The organism is Cognatilysobacter terrigena, assembly GCF_004361065.1.
Classification (GTDB): domain Bacteria; phylum Pseudomonadota; class Gammaproteobacteria; order Xanthomonadales; family Xanthomonadaceae; genus Cognatilysobacter; species Cognatilysobacter terrigena.
Genome location: NZ_SELT01000037.1, coordinates 1 through 16,013, shown reverse-complemented (window position 1 = coordinate 16,013; position 16,013 = coordinate 1). Strand labels below are relative to the sequence as shown.

Below are 16,013 nucleotides of genomic sequence, written 5' to 3'. Positions count from 1 at the left end.
TGACGGCTGACGGCTGACGGCTGACGGCTGACCGCTAACGGTTAGTGGCTCTCGGCGACTTACCGTCCACTGCCCCGGGGCCACCGCCGTCCCATTGGCGCAGTGCTCAGCGCCGACCGACCGCCTACCGCGCACCGGTCCGTGTCCACCGCCGGGCGGCTTGTTATTCGACGTTCGGCGTTCACCCCTGGTGACCAGAGTGAGCGGTGCGTCAGGGCCGTCGGCAGCGCCTAGCCCAGCCGGCGGCTCCCACCCCCTCCGAGTCATCGCGCGCACCACGCCTACTTCCGACCAGCCGTCCCCGTCCCGCCACACCGCTGCTTACGGCGACGCGGTGCGGTGCTAAGCGGCCTTAGTCGCCACGAGTGCCGGAACCCGCTAGATCATCAGCCGACGAGCCATCACGCGATGACCGGCAAGAGCCGCGCCTATGGCTACCCCGCGCGATCAGTCGCCCGACATCCGTACAACCGGCCTTGCTGGACCACCTGTCGCCCGCGCGTTATGGCCCCGCACAGCCGCCGCTTCTGCCACCAACCGCCGGTTTCCCGTCACCCCCGTGGCACGCCGCTTGCCTGAAGCCCGGCAAGTCTCCGTGACGAGCCTGCCATGACCGACGCGATTTCCTCGATCCTGTCCCAGATCCGCGCCCACGAGACGCGGATGCGCGGGATGTCGGACGTTGCTTCGGGCAACGGTATCGCGCCCACGGCCGGTAGCGCCACCGGCGGCGTCGAGGGCGCATCGGGCGGCGGCTTCAAATCGGCGATGTCGAACGCCATCGACAACGTCAGCAAGGTCCAGAACGACGCCAGCCAGCTGCAGCAGGCCTTCGAAATGGGCGATCCCAAGGCGGACCTCGCCCGCGTGATGGTCGCCATGCAGCAGTCCCAGGTCGCCTTCCGCGCCACGGTCGAGGTTAGAAACCGTCTGGTGCAGGCGTACCAGGACGTCATGAACATGCCGATCTGACGGCCCTTTCCGACCCGATGATCGAACCGTAACGAGACCCGCCGATGTCCGTGATCGCGCTTCCCAAGACCTCCGAGAACCTGCAGAAGCTGGGTCGCCTGCAGGACATCCCGGCCATCCGCCAGGTCGGCATGATCGCGCTCGTCGCGGCGGCGATCGCGGCGGGCCTGTGGCTGTTCTTCTGGACGCAGAAGCCGAACTACGTGCCCGTGTATGCAGGCCTCGACGCGAAGTCGACCGAGGACGCGTCGCAGCTGCTCAGCACCGCGCAGATTCCCTACAAGATCGACACCGCCACCGGCGCGCTCGCCGTGCCGACCGACAAGCTCGGCGAAGCGAAGATGGCACTCGCCTCGGCCGGCCTGCCGGCAGGCGGCGACAAGGGTTTCGAGGCGATGGAAGGCGACCAGGGCTTCGGCACCAGCCAGTTCGTCGAGAACGCGCGCTACCAGCACGCGCAGGAAATCGAACTCGCCCGCACCATCTCCAACCTGCGCCCGGTGCGCGAGGCGCGCGTGCATCTCGCGCTGCCCAAGCCGAGCGCGTTCACGCGTGACAAGGAAAGCGCGAGCGCGTCCGTCGTGCTGCAGCTGCGCACGGGCGCCACGCTCGAGCAGAACCAGGTCGACGCGATCGTCAATCTCGTCTCCACGAGCATTCCGGACCTGCCGACCAACCGCGTCACGGTGGTCGACCAGTACGGCCGCATGCTCACCACGCGCGATCCGACGTCGGCCGAAGCGATCGGTCAGCAGCAGTTCGACCAGCAGCACCGCCAGGAAGCCGTCTACGTTCAGCGCATCGAGCAGCTGCTCGAGCCGATGACGGGCCCGGGTCGCGTGAGCGCGCAGGTCAGCGTCGACATGGATTTCAACGAGACCGAAGAAGCAAAGGAAACCTACGGTCCCGACGCGCAGGTGCGCAGCGAACAGCTGTCGCAGAGCGGCGACATCGGCGCGATGGCCGCGGCGAACGGCAACGGCGCACCCGCGCAGGGCGTGCCGGGCAGCGCCAGCAATACGCCGACGCCCGCCGGCACCGCGCCGACCACGGCACAGAACACCGCCGCCAAGCCGAACATTCCGGCCGGCGCGCAGGGCACGCGCAACGAAGTCCGCAACTACGAAGTCGACCGCACGCTGACGCATACGCGCCAGGCGCCCGGCAAGATCCGTCGCGTCACCGCGGCGGTGCTGGTCGACAACGTGCCGGCCGGCCCCGCGGGCAAGGACGGCAAGCAGAAGCTGCGTCCGCTGACGCCCGCCGAACAGCAGCGCATCCAGACGCTCGTGCAGCAGGCCATCGGTTTCGATCAGGCGCGCGGCGACGGCGTGTCGGTCGTCAATCAGCCGTTCGCCCGCGACGTCGGGGACGACACCGGCGATTCGACGCCGATCTGGCAGGACCCGCATGCGCGTGACCTGCTGCGCACGATCCTCGGTGGCATCGCGGTCATCGTGCTGATCTTCACCGTGCTGCGCCCGGCCTTCCGCCAGATGCTGCAGCCGAAGGTGGTGATTCCGCAGCAGTCGGCGGTGGCGACGATCGTCGCCGAAGAACTCGAGCAGGCGCAGAACCCGCGCGTGTCGCGTCCGCACGATCCGGCGCTGCCGACGGCGGCGATGCAGTTCGACGAAAAGATCAACGTGGCCCGCACCGCGGTGACCAGCGATCCCAAGCGCGTGGCCCAGGTCGTGCGCGACATGGTGGCGTCCGATGGCTGATCAGCAGCAACTCACCGGCACGCAGAAGGCCGCGATCGTCCTGCTCACGCTGGGCGAACAGCAGGCCGCTGAAGTGCTGAAGCACATGTCCGCGAAGGAAGTGCAGAAGCTCGGCGTCGCGATGACGTCGGTCGGCGGCGTCACGCGCAACCAGGTGGTCGACGTGGTCGACGATTTCGTCGACACGCTGCAGCAGCCGTCCGGCCTCGGCGCCGGTGCGGACGAATACGTGCGCGCGGTGCTCGTGCAGGCGCTCGGCGAGGATCGCGCGTCGAGCCTCATCGACCGCATCCTGCTGGGCCGCAACACGTCGGGCCTCGACACGCTGAAGTGGATGGAGCCGCGTGCGATCGCCGAGCTCGTACGCAACGAACATCCGCAGATCATCGCGATCGTGATGTCGCACCTCGACCCCGACCAGGGCGCCGAGGTGCTCAAGTGCTTCCCCGAGCGCGTCAAGAGCGACGTGCTCGTGCGCATCGCCACGCTCGACGGCGTGCCGCCGCATGCACTCAACGAATTGAACGATGTCATGGCCAAGCAGTTCGCGGGCAGCCAGAACATCAAGTCGTCCGCGCTCGGCGGCGTGAAGTGCGCGGCGAACATCCTCAACTTCATGGACAGCGGCCAGGACGAGGTGATCCTCGGCGCGATCGGCCAGATGGACGAAACGCTGTCCACGCAGATCCGCGACCTCATGTTCGTGTTCGACAACCTCGCCGACATCGACGACAAGGCGATGCAGAGCATCCTGCGCGAAGTGCCGAACGAGAAGCTCGCGGTCGCACTGCGCGGTGCGGACACGAAGGTCAAGGACAAGATCATCGGCAACATGTCGCAGCGCGCGGCCGAAATCCTCAAGGACGACATGGAAGCGCGCGGCCCCGTGCGTCTCGCCGATGTCGAAGCCGCGCAGAAGGAAATCCTCGGCATCGTCCGCAAGATGGCCGATGACGGCACCATCCAGCTCATCGCCAAGGCGGAGACGTTCGTATGAGCGAGGCCGCGGTGCTGCGCTGGATCGCACCGGGCTTCGAACCGGTGGCCGCGGCCGACGTGCCGCAGCCGCCGAGCGTCGAGGAATTGCAGGCGATCACCGATGCCGCCTACCAGGACGGTTTCCGTCGTGGCCAGGCGGACGGTTACGCGACCGGCCAGTCGGAAATCCGTCGGCAGATCGCGCAGATCGAAGGCATTCTCGACAGCTTCACGCGTCCCCTCGCGCGCCTCGATGGCGAAGTGAGCGATGCACTGATCGATCTCGCGACGCGCGTCGCGGGCACGCTGGTCGGCCATGCGTACCGGCTCGACCCGACGCTGCTCGCGGACCTCGTGCGCGATGCGCTCGACGCCGTGGGCAGCAGCTCGCGCGATGTCGAACTGCGCCTGCACCCGGACGACCTCGGCGTGCTGATGCCGCACCTGATGACGCTCGACGGCGTGCGCCTCACCGGCGACACCACCCTCGCCCGCGGCGAGCTGCGACTGCACAGCGAAAGCATGCGCATCGACGGCACGCTCGACGCGCGCCTGAAGGCCTGCCTCAACGCCATGCTCGACGCACCGAAGGGCGACGCATGACCACCAGCATTGCTGCCGCGCAGTGGGGAGAAGCGCGCAACCTTCGCCTTGCGGCGCGGTTGTCGAACACCGATCCGCTCGTCGCGAACGCCGGCCTTGCGCGCGAAGGCGTGCTGCGTCGCGCAGTGGGCCTGACGCTCGAGGCGAGCGGTTGCTCCGCGCCGCTCGGTTCGCGTTGCCGCGTGGAGGTTGCGGGCGGTCGCTGGGTCGACGCGGAAGTCGTCGGCTTCGCCGGTGACCGCACGTATCTGATGCCGACGGCGAACCTCGAAGGCCTGTTGCCGAATGCGCGCGTGGTGCCGAGCCGCCAGGAAGGCGAAGTCGCCGTGGGCGAAGGCCTGCTCGGCCGCGTCATCGATTCGGACGGCGTGCCGCTCGACGGCCGCGGCCCGATCCGCGCCGAGAGCCACATGGGTCTGGCCGGACGCTCGATCAATCCACTCATGCGCGAGCCGATCACGCATTCGCTCGACGTCGGCGTGCGCGCGATCAACGCGCTGCTGCCGATCGGTCGCGGCCAGCGCGTCGGCCTGTTCGCCGGCTCCGGCGTCGGCAAGTCGACGCTGCTCGGCATGATGACCAAGTTCACCGCGGCGGACGTCATCGTCGTCGGCCTGATCGGCGAACGAGGCCGCGAAGTCCGCGACTTCGTCGAAGCCACGCTGGGCGAGGAAGGCCTGCGCCGGTCCGTCGTCGTCGCCGCGCCGGCGGACCGCCCGCCGCTCGCCCGCCTGCACGGCGCCCTGCGCGCCACCGCGATCGCCGAGTACTACCGGGACCAGGGCTTGCATGTCCTGCTGCTGATGGACTCCCTGACCCGCTACGCGCAGGCGCAACGCGAGATCGGCCTGTCGGTCGGCGAGCCGCCGACCACGCGTGGCTATCCGCCGAGCGTGTTCGCCAAGCTCCCGGCGCTGGTCGAGCGCGCGGGCAACGGCGCCGACGGCCGCGGTTCGATCACCGCGTTCTATACGGTGCTGACCGAAGGCGACGACCAGCAGGAACCGATCGCCGACGCCGCGCGCGCGATCCTCGACGGCCACATCGTGCTGTCGCGCCGCATTGCCGATGCCGGCCAGTACCCCGCGATCGACGTCGAGGTCTCGGTGTCGCGCGTGATGCAGGACATCACCGACGCGCCGTGGCGCGATCGCATCCGCAAGCTCAAGCGCCTGATGTCGGCCTATTCGACGCAGCGCGACCTGATCGCGATCGGCGCCTACCAGCGCGGCAGCGATCCGACCGTGGACGAAGCGCTCGCGCGCTGGCCGTCGATCATGGAATTCCTGGGACAGGATGTCCGCGAAGCGTCGAACGTCGAGCAGAGCAAGGCGGCACTCATGCAGCTGCTCGACGATGGCAGCGGTTTTCCGCTCTAACCGGATTCCCCCATGGCACCGCGTTCCCAACGCCTCGATCCGATCATCCAGATCAAGCAGCGCCAGCAGGACGAAGTCGCGCAGCAGGTCGCCGCGCGCGAAGCCGCGCACGCCGAGCAGAAGGCGCGCCTGGACGCGCTGCAGCGTTACGCCGCCGAATATTCCGCCACGCCCGAACAGGGCGCGATGCTCAACCCCGCGCTGCTCGCGAACCGCGTGGCGTTCCAGTCGAAGCTGCAGCAGGCTGTCGCGCAGCAGATGCAGATCGTCGATCGCTCGCGCGAGGCGACGGAAGTCGAACGCGCGCGGCTGATGCTCGCGAGCCGTGAAACGCACGTGCTGGAAAAGCTCGCGGCGAGCTATCGCGCCGAGGAATCGCGCGTGGCGGACAAGCGCTCGCAGAAGGAACTCGACGACCTCGCCGGCCGCCGTCGCGTCCCCGCGCTCGGCACCGAAGGGGATGCGAAGTGAACGTCGATCGCTCCGCAGCGTCGCTCGCTGCGTTGAATGGCACGGGCGCGACGAATCCATCGTCGAAGACGTCGCAGCAGGACGTTCCGGAATTCTCGTTCGATACCGGAGACGTGCCGAAGGCGGACGTCGACGCGCGTCGTGACGTCATGCGTGATCGTTCGACGGACGGCAACGCGCCCCGCTCCATCGACGAACGCCCGCACGCACGCGAGACGGCGCGCGCCGAAGCACGTTCGCACGCTCCCGACGACGCCCACGCGGACGATGCATCGCGCGTGCGCGCGAAGGCCCACGAAGGCCCGAACGCGGCGGCGCGCCGTGGATCGCGCCACGCTGACACGGACGACGCATCCGAGACCTCCATCGCGGACAGCGTGAAGTCTGCGAACGACGCGACGACCAGCGCCGCTGCACCGACCGACACGAGCACCGACGCCGCGCCCGCCGACTCGCTGCCCGACCGCATGCTCGCGCTGCTGACGGGCGACTGGGCGGCATCGAAGCCGCCGGCTGCGACGGGCGATGCAACTGCAGGCGCAGGCCTGTCGACATTGCAGGGCACGGCGACTTCAGTGGTCACCTCGGCGGTCGGCGCGAGCGCTCTCTCGAACGCACTTCCGATCGACGGAACCGCGCCGAGCTCGGCGAACACGCTCGCACCGGCCACCGGCAACGGCGCTTCGCTTCTGCAGGCGTTGACGATGCCGACGGTCGACGCCGCATCGAATGGTCAATCAACCGCCACGCCCGCGACCGACGCGTTCGCCGCGCTGGCGGCCCTCGCCGGCAACCGGACGGACCGCGACGCCGCATCCAGCAGCTCGGATGCGACCCCGCCCATCACCGCGCCGGCGTTCAACCCGCTGCTCGCGAAAGGCGCGGAGGCGCCGCTCGCCGCGGTGCGCGACGTCGTCGTCGCGATGCCGGCGGCCGCACCGCTCGCGCTCGACGCCGATTTCGACGACGGCATGAGCCAGCGCATCACGTGGATGGCCGACCAGCGCCTCGATCACGCTGAAGTGCGTGTGACGCCCGAAGGCCTCGGCCCGATCGATATCCGCCTGCAGATGGATGGGCATCGCGTGAACGCGCAGTTCCACGCGGCGCACGCCGACGTCCGCCAGGCCCTCGAGTCGGGCATGGACCGCCTGCGCGACCTGCTCGGCCGCCAGGGCATGGAGCTCGGCCAGGCGCAGGTCGGATCCGGGAGCCGTCAGGGCGGCGATGGCCGCGCGGCGTCCGGGTCGCAGGCGTTCGGCGCCGGCACGGAGCTCGGCGGCGATGCCCAGCCCCATGTCACCACGGTTCGCACGCTGCGGGCGCGCGGGATCATCGACGAATACGCCTGATCCCGGCGCGTTGCCGGCTTTTGTCAGCAGGTAGGTCGATTAAGCCGACGCGTTCGTAACCGAACGGGGCCCATCGGCGTTGTCAGCGGGCCTTGTAGCGCCGCTTTGCGACCCTCGACCCGCTCCGCGCCGGTCTCCCGACGCCGCCCTGTTCAGGCCCGTGTCAAAACCCCGTCGATCTGCTCTCCAGTCCCGGCACGCCCCTTGCACGACGCCGGCGTACCCCTGGAGTTTCCGACGTGTCCGCCAAAGCCCCAGCCCCGGCCGCCGCCCCTGAAGCGACCGACGCGCCCAAGAAGAGCAAGAAGAAGCTGATCGTCATCATCGCCGCCGCGACGCTGCTGCTTGGCGGCGGTGGCGTCGGCGCATGGTGGTGGACCGCGCACGCCGCGCCGTCCAAGAAGGAAGCCGAGAAGAAGCTGCCGACGCAGTACTTCGCGATGGACCCGTCGTTCGTGGTCAACCTCGCCGACACCGACACCGTGCGTTACCTGCAGGCCGACGTGCAGCTCGCCACGCGCGACCCGGAAACGCTGGCCGCGCTGCAGGAACAGGCGCCCGCGATCCGCAACCGCCTGCTGCTGCTGTTCGGCCAGCAGACCGCCGACCAGCTCGCGCAGCGCAGCGGCAAGGAACGCCTGCAGGAAAAGGCGCTTGCCGAAGTGCGCAGCGTGCTCAAGACCGAAGGCGCGCCCGGCAAGGTCGACGCCGTGATCTTCACGAGCCTGGTCACCCAGTAAGGGATCCGCGCATGAGCTCCGACCTGCTCTCACAAGACGAGATCGATGCCCTCCTCCACGGCGTGGACGCGGGTGCGATCGAAGTCGAGCCGCCGGCCGCACCGGGCGAGGCGCGCAACTACGATTTCGCCAGCCAGGACAAGATCGTCCGCGGCCGGCTGCCGACGCTCGAGATGATCAACGAGCGCTTCGCGCGCACGTGGCGCATCGGCCTGTTCAACCTGCTGCGTCGTTCGGCGGATCTTTCGGTGCGCGGCATCGACCTGATCCGCTTCGGCGAATACATGCATTCGCTGCAGGTGCCGAACAACCTCAATCTCATCAAGATGAAGCCGCTGCGGGGCACCGGCATCATCGTGTTCGAACCTCGCCTGGTGTTCACCACCGTCGACAACTTCTTCGGCGGCCTGGGCAAGTACCACACGCGCATCGAGGGTCGCGAGTTCACGCCGACGGAAATGCGCGTGATCCAGCTGCTGCTCAAGCAGACCTTCGCCGACCTCACCGAAGCGTGGGCGCCGGTGATGCCGGTGGAGTTCGAGTACGTGAACTCCGAGGTCAACCCGCACTTCGCGAACATCATTTCGCCGCGCGAGTACATCGCCGTCAGCCGCTTCCATGTTGAACTCGAAGGCGGCGGCGGCGAACTGCATGTCGCCCTGCCCTATTCGATGCTGGAGCCGATCCGCGAACTCCTCGACGCCGGCGTGCAGAGCGACCGCATCGAGAAGGACGAGAACTGGACGCGCGCGCTGCGCAACCAGCTGCAGGACGCCGACGTCGAAATCAGCAGCAACCTCGCGGAGCGGCAGATCTCGCTACGCGCGCTGAGCCAGCTGAAAGTCGGCGACGTCATTCCGATCGATCTGCCGAAGCAGTTGTCGCTGGAAGTCGAAGGTACCTCGCTGTTCGCGGGCGAATTCGGCACGCACAACGGCAAGAACGCCATCAAGATCACCCACGTGAACCAGCCGCGGTCGCTGATTCCCCTCGATTCCCTGGGTTAACGCCATGAATCCTTCCGACGCTGCCGCGCCTGCGGCCTTCGACACGCTGACCGCCGAGGGCGGTATCGGCACCGACCTCAATCTCGACGTCATCCTCGACGTCAACGTGACGCTGTCGCTCGAAGTGGGCCGCGCGCGCATTCCGATCCGCAACCTGCTGCAGCTTAACCAGGGTTCGGTGGTCGAACTCGAACGCGCTGCCGGCGAGCCGCTCGACGTCTACGTCAACGGCACGCTGATCGCGCAGGGCGAAGTGGTCGTCGTCAACGATCGCTTCGGCGTACGCCTCACGGACGTGGTGAGCCCGTCCGAGCGCATCAAGCGCCTCAAGTGAGCGGCGTGGGTCCGGCCATGGACGAGCTGGTCGCAGTGGCGGCGCCGGTGCAGGCGGCTGCGAACGTGCAACCGGCGGTGCCGTCGTCAACGAACGCAGCGCCTGCAAATGCGACGACCGTGAACACCGCGACGCCCGCTGACGTCGCGCCGGCGGCCGCATCGACCGTCGCGCCTGCGACGACGACCGCGCCGTCCACACCCGTCGTCGATCCCGCACACAAGGTCGCCTTCCCGCTTCGCACCACCACAACCGCGCAGGTCGCGCACCCCGCCGCGCATTCGCCGGCCGACGCCGGCAGCATCGGCGGCGCGGTGTTTTCGCTGCTGCTCGTCATCGGCCTGATCCTCGGCCTGGGCTGGCTGGCCAAGCGCATGCCAGGCATGAAGGCCGGCGGCGGCTCGTCGCAATTGAAAGTCGTGGCGAGCGTCGCGCTCGGTCCGCGCGAACGCGCCGTCGTGCTCGACATCAACGGCCAGCAGCTGCTGGTCGGCGTCGGTCAGGGTGGGGTACGGACTTTGCACACGTTGGAGCATCCGCTGCCCGTCGCCGAATCGACGGCACCATCCGTGTTCGCACAGGTGCTCGCGCAGCATTTCGGTAAGAAGTCATGAGCATCACGCTCGAGCGACTGATGCGCACGCTGTGCGCACTCGCCCTGATCTTCGGCCTCGCCTTCGCGCTGGTCGGCAACACCGCGCATGCGCAGGCGGCGCCGGCTGCACCCGTCGCTGCTTCTACGCAGTCGACGACGGCTGCGTCCACTGCGAACGCAACGGCCGCCACGCCGTCCAAGCCGCTGCCGTCGATCAACGTCGGCCAGGTCGGTGGCCAGCCGGTGAGCATGCCGCTGCAGGTGCTGCTGCTGATGACCGGCATCACGCTGCTGCCGGCGGCGTTGATGGGCATCACCGCATTCACGCGCATCATCATCGTGCTGGGCCTGCTGCGACAGGCGCTCGGCACCGGCCAGACGCCGAGCAACCAGGTGCTGCTCGCGCTCGCGCTGTTCCTCACCTTCATGGTGATGACGCCGACGTTCGACCACGCGTGGACGGCCGGCATCGCGCCGTACCTCGACGGCCACATGGATTTCAAATCGGCGTGGGCCGCCGCATCGCAACCATTCCGCGGCTTCATGCTGGCGCAGGTGCGCGACACCGACCTCATGACGTTCGCGGGCCTCTCGCACACCGGCCCGTACGCGACGCCGAACGACGTGCCCTTCAGCGTGCTCGCCGCGTCGTTCCTCACCAGCGAACTCAAGACGGCGTTCGAGATCGCATTCCTGATCTACATCCCGTTCGTGATCATCGACCTCGTCGTCGCCAGTGTGCTGATGTCGATGGGCATGATGATGATGTCGCCGATGATCGTGTCGGCGCCCTTCAAGATCCTGCTGTTCGTGCTCGTCGACGGCTGGGTGCTCGTGGTCGGCTCGCTCGCCGGCTCCTTCAATCCGGTGACGTGACATGACGCCCGAAGTCGCAATGACGGAAATCACCCGCGGCCTGGAAATGGCGCTGGTCCTCGGCGCACCGCCGCTGCTCGCGGTGCTCGGTGTCGGCGTGGTCGTCGGCGTCGTGCAGGCGGCGACGCAGATCAACGAGCAGACGATCGGTTTCGTCGTCAAAGCCATCGCGCTCACGGCGACCATCGCGCTGATGGGCCATTTCCTGCTCGGCCGGCTGGTGTCGTTCACGGCGGACCTGTTCGCGCGGATCCCGCAGCTCATCGGCTGAGTCGTCGCGACGCTGTTCAGTCGCGACCCTGCACGCTCCATCGATCGCATTCGATGACGCCGATGAAGTCCTCTGCCCCGCTCATCCTGCTGTTCGCCGCATCCGCTGCCGTTGCCGCGACGCCGGCGTTCGACGCCCGCGTGGCCGCCGCGAAAGCCGCCGTCGCCACGCGCCCCGGCTTCATCTACGACACCGCGATGGTCCCGGCGATGCACCACGCACTGGTGCCCTGCGTGCCGAAGGGCACCGATCCGGCGCGCGGCGGCGATTTCGTGCTGGTCGCCGACGTCGACGCCGCGGGCCGCGTCTCCAATCTCGACATGCGTCCCGCCAGTCCCCTCGCCCGCTGCTTCGCGCCGCGCTTCGGCGCACTCACGCTGCGTGCGCCGCCGCTCAAGGCCGGCCAGGCGCGCTATCCGATCGTCATCGAGATGCTGACGAAGCCCTGACGGTCCGATGCGGTAAGCGGCCGTCGACGACGCCGCTTCGTCACGCGGGAACGCGCTTTGCATCCACCGCCCGCGATGGATGCCGTCACCCTCACCACTGCCGACGGGCTGAACCTCTTCGGCATGCTAGCCAGCGTGCTCTGGTACACGCTGCGCATCGGCGCGGCGATCCAGGTGCTGCCGATGGTGGGCGGCCGCAGCATGCCGGCGCGGTCGCGCCTCGTGCTCGCCATCGCGATTTCCGCGGCGCTGGCGCAGATGCTGCCGGCGCCGCCGCCGGCGGGCGTCAATGCGGCGACGTTCCTCGCGGTCGGCCGTGAATTCGCGATGGGCGTCGCGATCGGGCTGATGCTTCGCATCGCCTTCGAGGCCGGTGAAGTCGCCGGCGAACTGGTCAGCCAGGGCATGGGCCTGTCGAACGCGACGCTCGCGAACCCGCTGAGCGGCACCGCGTCGCCCGTGATCTCGCAGTGGTTCTTCCTGGCGTTCGGCCTGGTGTTCTTCACCACCGACGGCCATCTGGCGCTGGTCCAGCTGCTGTTCGACAGCTACCACTCGATGCCGGTCGGCGCGCCCATTCCGGATTGGGGCGCGTTCGTGCAGTCGGTGCCGGAGTTCTTCGGCGTCGCGCTGCGCACCGGCCTGCTGCTGGCGCTGCCGGTGATGATGGCGCTGCTGGCGGTCAACGTGGCGATCGGCGTGCTGTCGAAGGCGGCGCAGCAGCTGAACCCGATGTCGCTGGGTTTCCCGATCGCCCTGCTGGTCGGCCTGCTGCTGCTCATGACGCTGGCAAGGGAATTGCAGGGCCCGGTGCAACGGCTGTTCGGCGACGCCTTCGAGGCGGCCCGGGCCCTCACCGGCTGATTTGCTGCGATGTCCGAGACCGACAACGAAGACCGCACCGAAGCCCCATCAGAAAAGCGATTGCGGGAAGCCCGCGAGCGCGGCGATGTGCCGCGCTCGAAGGAACTCGCGAACGTGGCGGTGCTGGGCTGCGCGACGCTCGCGCTGAAGGTGGCCGGCCCGCACATCGGCGCGGCCTCGCGCGACTGGATGCGCAATGCGCTGCAGTTCGAGCCCGCCCTGCTGAACGACCCGGGCCGCATGCCCGTCTACGCCGCCAAGACCGCGGCCGCGCTGTTGATGCAGGTGTCGCCGCTGATCCTCGCCGCGCTCGCCGGCTGCTTCGTCGCGCCCGCGCTCATGAGCGGCCTGCGCTTCTCCGGCGGCGCGCTCAAGGCCGACCTCACGCGACTGAGCCCGATGGCGGGCCTCAACCGCATGTACGGCAAGGAATCGTTCGCGGAACTCGGGCGCTCGCTGTTGCGCGTTCTGCTGATCGGCGGCATCGCCGCGATGGTGATCAAGGGCTCGATGTCGCGCCTGATGGACATGCCCAAGCAGTCGCTCGAGATGGCGGTCGGCAACGGCGTCGACGCCGTGCTCGGCGTGTTCCTCGCGCTGATCGTCGCGCTCGCCGCACTGGCCGCCATCGATGTGCCCTACCAGCGCTTCGCCTGGCGCGCGCGGCTGAAGATGACGAAGCAGGAACTCCGCGACGAAGCGAAGGAATCCGACGGCAATCCCGAAGTGAAGGCGCGCATGCGCCATGCAGCGCGCGAGATGGCGAACCGCCGCATGATGGACGCGGTGCCGACGGCGGACGTCGTCATCACCAACCCGACGCACTACGCCATCGCGCTCAAGTACGAAGCCGGTGCGATGCGCGCGCCGAAGGTCGTCGCCAAGGGCGTGGACGAACTGGCGCTGCGCATCCGCGAACTCGCGGGCCAGCACAAGGTCTCGCTGGTCGAAGCACCGCCGCTCGCGCGTGCGCTGTATCGCCAGTGCAAGGTCGACGAGGAAATCCCGGTGAAGCTCTACGCCGCGGTGGCGCAGGTGCTCACCTACATCTTCCAGTTGCGCAAAGGGCACCCGTCGCGCGGGCCGATGCCGCAGCTGGTGCAGGTCGACGTCGGCGCCGACGGCGCGCCCGATCCGGTCGGAGATAACGCATGAGTCGCGCTGCAGGAATCATGCAGGCGTTGAAGGGCGGCGCAGGTGCACCGCTGGTGGTGCTGGGCATGCTGGCCATGGTGACGGTGCCGCTGTCGCCGCTGGTGCTCGATGCCTTCTTCACCATCAACATCGCGCTGTCGCTGGTCGTGCTGCTGGCGGTGGTCTACGTCAAGCGCCCGCTGGAATTCTCGATCTTCCCCAGCGTGCTGCTGATGGTGACGTTGCTGCGCCTCGCGCTGAACGTCGCATCGACGCGCGTGGTGCTGCTGCACGGCCACGAAGGCGAAGCCGCCGCGGGCCACGTCATCGAATCGTTCGGCCAGTTCGTCATCGGCGGCAGCTACGCCGTCGGCCTCGTCGTGTTCGCGATCCTCACCATCATCAACTTCGTGGTGGTGACGAAGGGCGCGGGCCGCATCTCGGAAGTGTCGGCGCGGTTCATCCTCGACGCGATGCCCGGCAAGCAGATGGCGATCGACGCCGACCTCAACGCCGGCCTGCTCACGCGCGAGGAAGCGAAGGCGCGTCGCGAAGACGTGCGCAACGAAGCCGACTTCTACGGCTCGATGGACGGTGCCGGCAAGTTCGTGCGCGGCGACGCCGTCGCGGGCCTACTCATCCTCGGCATCAACCTCGTCGGCGGCATGCTGATCGGCATGCTGCAGCACGGCTTGGGTTTCGGTCAGGCGGCGAGCACGTATTCGCTGCTCGCGATCGGCGACGGCCTCGTCGCGCAGCTGCCCGCGCTGCTGGTGTCCACCGCGACGGCGATGCTCGTCACGCGTGCGACGACCGAGCAGGAAATGGGCGACACGGTGAAGAAGCAGGTGTTCGGTCACCACCGTGCGCTCACCGTTTCCGCGGCCATCCTCGGTCTTGTCGGCCTCGTTCCGGGCATGCCGATGTTCTTCCTCATCGCCGCGGCCGGCATGGGCTACGTCGCGTGGCGCATGAACAAGAACGCGAAGCAGGCCGAGGTCGCAGCGCCGACGGAAGACGCGCTCGGCAACGCACCAACGCCGTCGCCGAACGCGGAACTGACGTGGGACGAACTGCGCCCGGTCGAGCCGCTTTCGCTGGAAGTCGGCTATCGCCTGATTCCCCTGGTGGACAAATCGCAGGGCGGCGAACTGCTCGCGCGGTTGAAGGGGGTGCGACGCAAGCTCACGCAGGATCTCGGCTTCCTCATTCCCGCCGTGCACGTGCGCGACAACCTGGAACTCGCACCGAACGCCTACCGCATCATGGTGCACGGCGTGCCGGTCGCGAACGGCGAGCTGCAACCCGATCGCGAGATGGCACTGGATCCCGGCCGCGTGTTCGGCCAGGTCGAAGGCATTCCAACGCGCGATCCGGCGTTCGGCCTCGACGCGGTGTGGATCGTGCCGACGCAGCGCGCGCACGCCGAATCGCTTGGTTACACGGTGGTCGATCCGGCGACGGTCGTCGCCACGCATCTCTCGCACCTCGTGCGCGACAAGGCGTCCGAGCTGCTGGGTCACGACGAAGTGCAGCAGCTGCTGGCGAACGTCGCCAAGCAGTCGCCGAAGCTCGTCGAAGAACTGACGCCGAAGCTGCTGCCGCTGTCGACCATCGTGCGCGTGCTGCAGTCGCTGCTGCTGGAGAAGGTGCCGCTGCGCCAGATGCGCCAGATCGTCGAAGCGCTGCTCGAACACGGCGCTATGACGCAGGATCCGGCGCAGCTGGTCGGCGTCGTGCGCACCGCACTGGGTCGCTTCATCGTGCAGGAGCTCAACGGGCTCAATGCAGAGTTGCCAGTGTTCACGCTCGCGCCGCAGCTCGAACGCGTGCTGCAGGATTCGGTCACCGGCCAGGGCGCGGCGCTCGAGCCCGGGCTCGCGGAACGGCTGCATCAGAACCTCAGCGATTGCGTCACGCGTCAGGAAGGCAAAGGCGAACCCGCCGTGCTGCTCGTGCCGTCGACGATCCGCACGTCGATCGCGCGTCTTGTTCGCCACAGCGTGCCGCAGCTTGCGGTGCTCGCGTATGGCGAGGTACCGGAAGACAAGCGACTCCGGTTGGTGGGATCGATTGGGTGAGCGATGGCCGCTTACGCGGCATCGCCGCGTGGCCATCGCGAACGACCGCGCCGCTGGCGCGGGCCGGATGATGGCAGGCCGCGCTTTGCGCGGCACTGCCGCGCAGGCCTGACGGAACGCCCAGCGCGCTGCGCTGGGCCGGGTGAGTGAGGGCCGCTTACGCGGCATCGCCGCGTGGCCCTC

At 68.4% G+C, this 16,013-nt stretch carries 16 protein-coding genes and 1 pseudogene; all 17 read left to right on the top strand.

What is annotated here, in order from left to right:
* The first annotated feature begins 609 nt into the window (after positions 1–609).
* The 17 genes and pseudogenes from fliE (at position 610) to flhA (ending at position 15,830) form a co-directional block, all read left to right on the top strand.
* Positions 610–972, top strand: coding sequence for a flagellar hook-basal body complex protein FliE (gene fliE / locus EVS83_RS14745; RefSeq protein ID WP_133501831.1), 363 nt, complete (start codon positions 610–612; stop codon positions 970–972).
* 44 nt (positions 973–1,016) lie between these two features.
* Complete coding sequence (gene fliF / locus EVS83_RS14740; protein WP_133501829.1) at positions 1,017–2,696, top strand: flagellar basal-body MS-ring/collar protein FliF; 1,680 nt, start codon at positions 1,017–1,019, stop codon at positions 2,694–2,696.
* Positions 2,689–3,693, top strand: a complete 1,005-nt coding sequence (gene fliG / locus EVS83_RS14735; protein ID WP_133501826.1) for a flagellar motor switch protein FliG — start codon at positions 2,689–2,691, stop codon at positions 3,691–3,693. The genes fliF and fliG overlap by 8 nt, the downstream gene beginning before the upstream one ends.
* Positions 3,690–4,277 carry a FliH/SctL family protein gene (locus tag EVS83_RS14730; RefSeq protein ID WP_133501824.1) on the top strand — a complete coding sequence of 196 codons (588 nt, stop codon included), beginning with the start codon at positions 3,690–3,692 and terminating at the stop codon, positions 4,275–4,277. Before fliG ends, EVS83_RS14730 begins: the two co-directional genes overlap by 4 nt.
* Positions 4,274–5,656 (top strand): flagellar protein export ATPase FliI, encoded by a 1,383-nt coding sequence (fliI, locus tag EVS83_RS14725; protein ID WP_133501822.1) that lies wholly within the window; start codon positions 4,274–4,276, stop codon positions 5,654–5,656. The genes EVS83_RS14730 and fliI overlap by 4 nt, the downstream gene beginning before the upstream one ends.
* A 12-nt stretch (positions 5,657–5,668) precedes the next feature.
* A complete protein-coding gene (gene fliJ / locus EVS83_RS14720; RefSeq protein WP_133501820.1) occupies positions 5,669–6,127 on the top strand; it encodes a flagellar export protein FliJ in 459 nt (152 codons plus the stop codon).
* Positions 6,124–7,479: a flagellar hook-length control protein FliK gene (locus EVS83_RS15735; protein ID WP_166636925.1), complete on the top strand. Its 1,356-nt coding sequence runs from the start codon at positions 6,124–6,126 to the stop codon at positions 7,477–7,479. The genes fliJ and EVS83_RS15735 overlap by 4 nt, the downstream gene beginning before the upstream one ends.
* A gap of 239 nt (positions 7,480–7,718) precedes the next feature.
* A complete protein-coding gene (locus EVS83_RS14705; protein WP_133501814.1) occupies positions 7,719–8,219 on the top strand; it encodes a flagellar basal body-associated FliL family protein in 501 nt (166 codons plus the stop codon).
* 11 nt (positions 8,220–8,230) lie between these two features.
* A complete protein-coding gene (gene fliM / locus EVS83_RS14700) occupies positions 8,231–9,226 on the top strand; it encodes a flagellar motor switch protein FliM (RefSeq protein WP_133501812.1) in 996 nt (331 codons plus the stop codon).
* Between the two features lie 4 nt (positions 9,227–9,230).
* Positions 9,231–9,560, top strand: a complete 330-nt coding sequence (gene fliN / locus EVS83_RS14695; protein WP_133501810.1) for a flagellar motor switch protein FliN — start codon at positions 9,231–9,233, stop codon at positions 9,558–9,560.
* Between the two features lie 227 nt (positions 9,561–9,787).
* Positions 9,788–10,174, top strand: a pseudogene (gene fliO / locus EVS83_RS16200) (flagellar biosynthetic protein FliO); the annotation flags it as partial.
* On the top strand, positions 10,171–11,031 hold the full coding sequence (gene fliP, locus EVS83_RS14685; protein WP_342774975.1) for a flagellar type III secretion system pore protein FliP: 861 nt from the start codon (positions 10,171–10,173) through the stop codon (positions 11,029–11,031). The pseudogene fliO and the gene fliP, both read left to right, overlap by 4 nt.
* Position 11,032: 1 nt before the next feature.
* Positions 11,033–11,302, top strand: a complete 270-nt coding sequence (locus EVS83_RS14680) for a flagellar biosynthetic protein FliQ (RefSeq protein WP_133501805.1) — start codon at positions 11,033–11,035, stop codon at positions 11,300–11,302.
* 62 nt (positions 11,303–11,364) lie between these two features.
* A complete protein-coding gene (locus EVS83_RS14675; RefSeq protein WP_133501803.1) occupies positions 11,365–11,751 on the top strand; it encodes a hypothetical protein in 387 nt (128 codons plus the stop codon).
* A 75-nt stretch (positions 11,752–11,826) separates the two neighbouring features.
* Positions 11,827–12,615 (top strand): flagellar biosynthetic protein FliR, encoded by a 789-nt coding sequence (gene fliR / locus EVS83_RS14670; RefSeq protein WP_133501801.1) that lies wholly within the window; start codon positions 11,827–11,829, stop codon positions 12,613–12,615.
* Positions 12,616–12,624: 9 nt separating this feature from the next.
* The gene (gene flhB, locus EVS83_RS14665) at positions 12,625–13,770 is read left to right on the top strand and encodes a flagellar biosynthesis protein FlhB (protein ID WP_133501799.1); all 1,146 of its coding nucleotides are present in this window, start codon (positions 12,625–12,627) and stop codon (positions 13,768–13,770) included.
* On the top strand, positions 13,767–15,830 hold the full coding sequence (gene flhA, locus EVS83_RS14660; protein WP_246022993.1) for a flagellar biosynthesis protein FlhA: 2,064 nt from the start codon (positions 13,767–13,769) through the stop codon (positions 15,828–15,830). The genes flhB and flhA overlap by 4 nt, the downstream gene beginning before the upstream one ends.
* Positions 15,831–16,013: the final 183 nt, after the last annotated feature.

What these genes read in the sequence shown, in the direction of transcription:
- EVS83_RS14730 (WP_133501824.1), top strand. Translation starts at nt 3,690, where the DNA reads ATGAGCGAGGCCGCGGTGCTGCGCTGGATCGCACCGGGCTTCGAACCG.
- flhB (WP_133501799.1), top strand. Translation starts at nt 12,625, where the DNA reads ATGTCCGAGACCGACAACGAAGACCGCACCGAAGCCCCATCAGAAAAG.
- fliI (WP_133501822.1), top strand. Translation starts at nt 4,274, where the DNA reads ATGACCACCAGCATTGCTGCCGCGCAGTGGGGAGAAGCGCGCAACCTT.
- fliR (WP_133501801.1), top strand. Translation starts at nt 11,827, where the DNA reads ATGGATGCCGTCACCCTCACCACTGCCGACGGGCTGAACCTCTTCGGC.
- EVS83_RS14680 (WP_133501805.1), top strand. Translation starts at nt 11,033, where the DNA reads ATGACGCCCGAAGTCGCAATGACGGAAATCACCCGCGGCCTGGAAATG.
- fliF (WP_133501829.1), top strand. Translation starts at nt 1,017, where the DNA reads ATGTCCGTGATCGCGCTTCCCAAGACCTCCGAGAACCTGCAGAAGCTG.
- fliG (WP_133501826.1), top strand. Translation starts at nt 2,689, where the DNA reads ATGGCTGATCAGCAGCAACTCACCGGCACGCAGAAGGCCGCGATCGTC.
- fliP (WP_342774975.1), top strand. Translation starts at nt 10,171, where the DNA reads ATGAGCATCACGCTCGAGCGACTGATGCGCACGCTGTGCGCACTCGCC.
- EVS83_RS14675 (WP_133501803.1), top strand. Translation starts at nt 11,365, where the DNA reads ATGAAGTCCTCTGCCCCGCTCATCCTGCTGTTCGCCGCATCCGCTGCC.
- fliM (WP_133501812.1), top strand. Translation starts at nt 8,231, where the DNA reads ATGAGCTCCGACCTGCTCTCACAAGACGAGATCGATGCCCTCCTCCAC.
- fliE (WP_133501831.1), top strand. Translation starts at nt 610, where the DNA reads ATGACCGACGCGATTTCCTCGATCCTGTCCCAGATCCGCGCCCACGAG.
- fliN (WP_133501810.1), top strand. Translation starts at nt 9,231, where the DNA reads ATGAATCCTTCCGACGCTGCCGCGCCTGCGGCCTTCGACACGCTGACC.
- flhA (WP_246022993.1), top strand. Translation starts at nt 13,767, where the DNA reads ATGAGTCGCGCTGCAGGAATCATGCAGGCGTTGAAGGGCGGCGCAGGT.
- fliJ (WP_133501820.1), top strand. Translation starts at nt 5,669, where the DNA reads ATGGCACCGCGTTCCCAACGCCTCGATCCGATCATCCAGATCAAGCAG.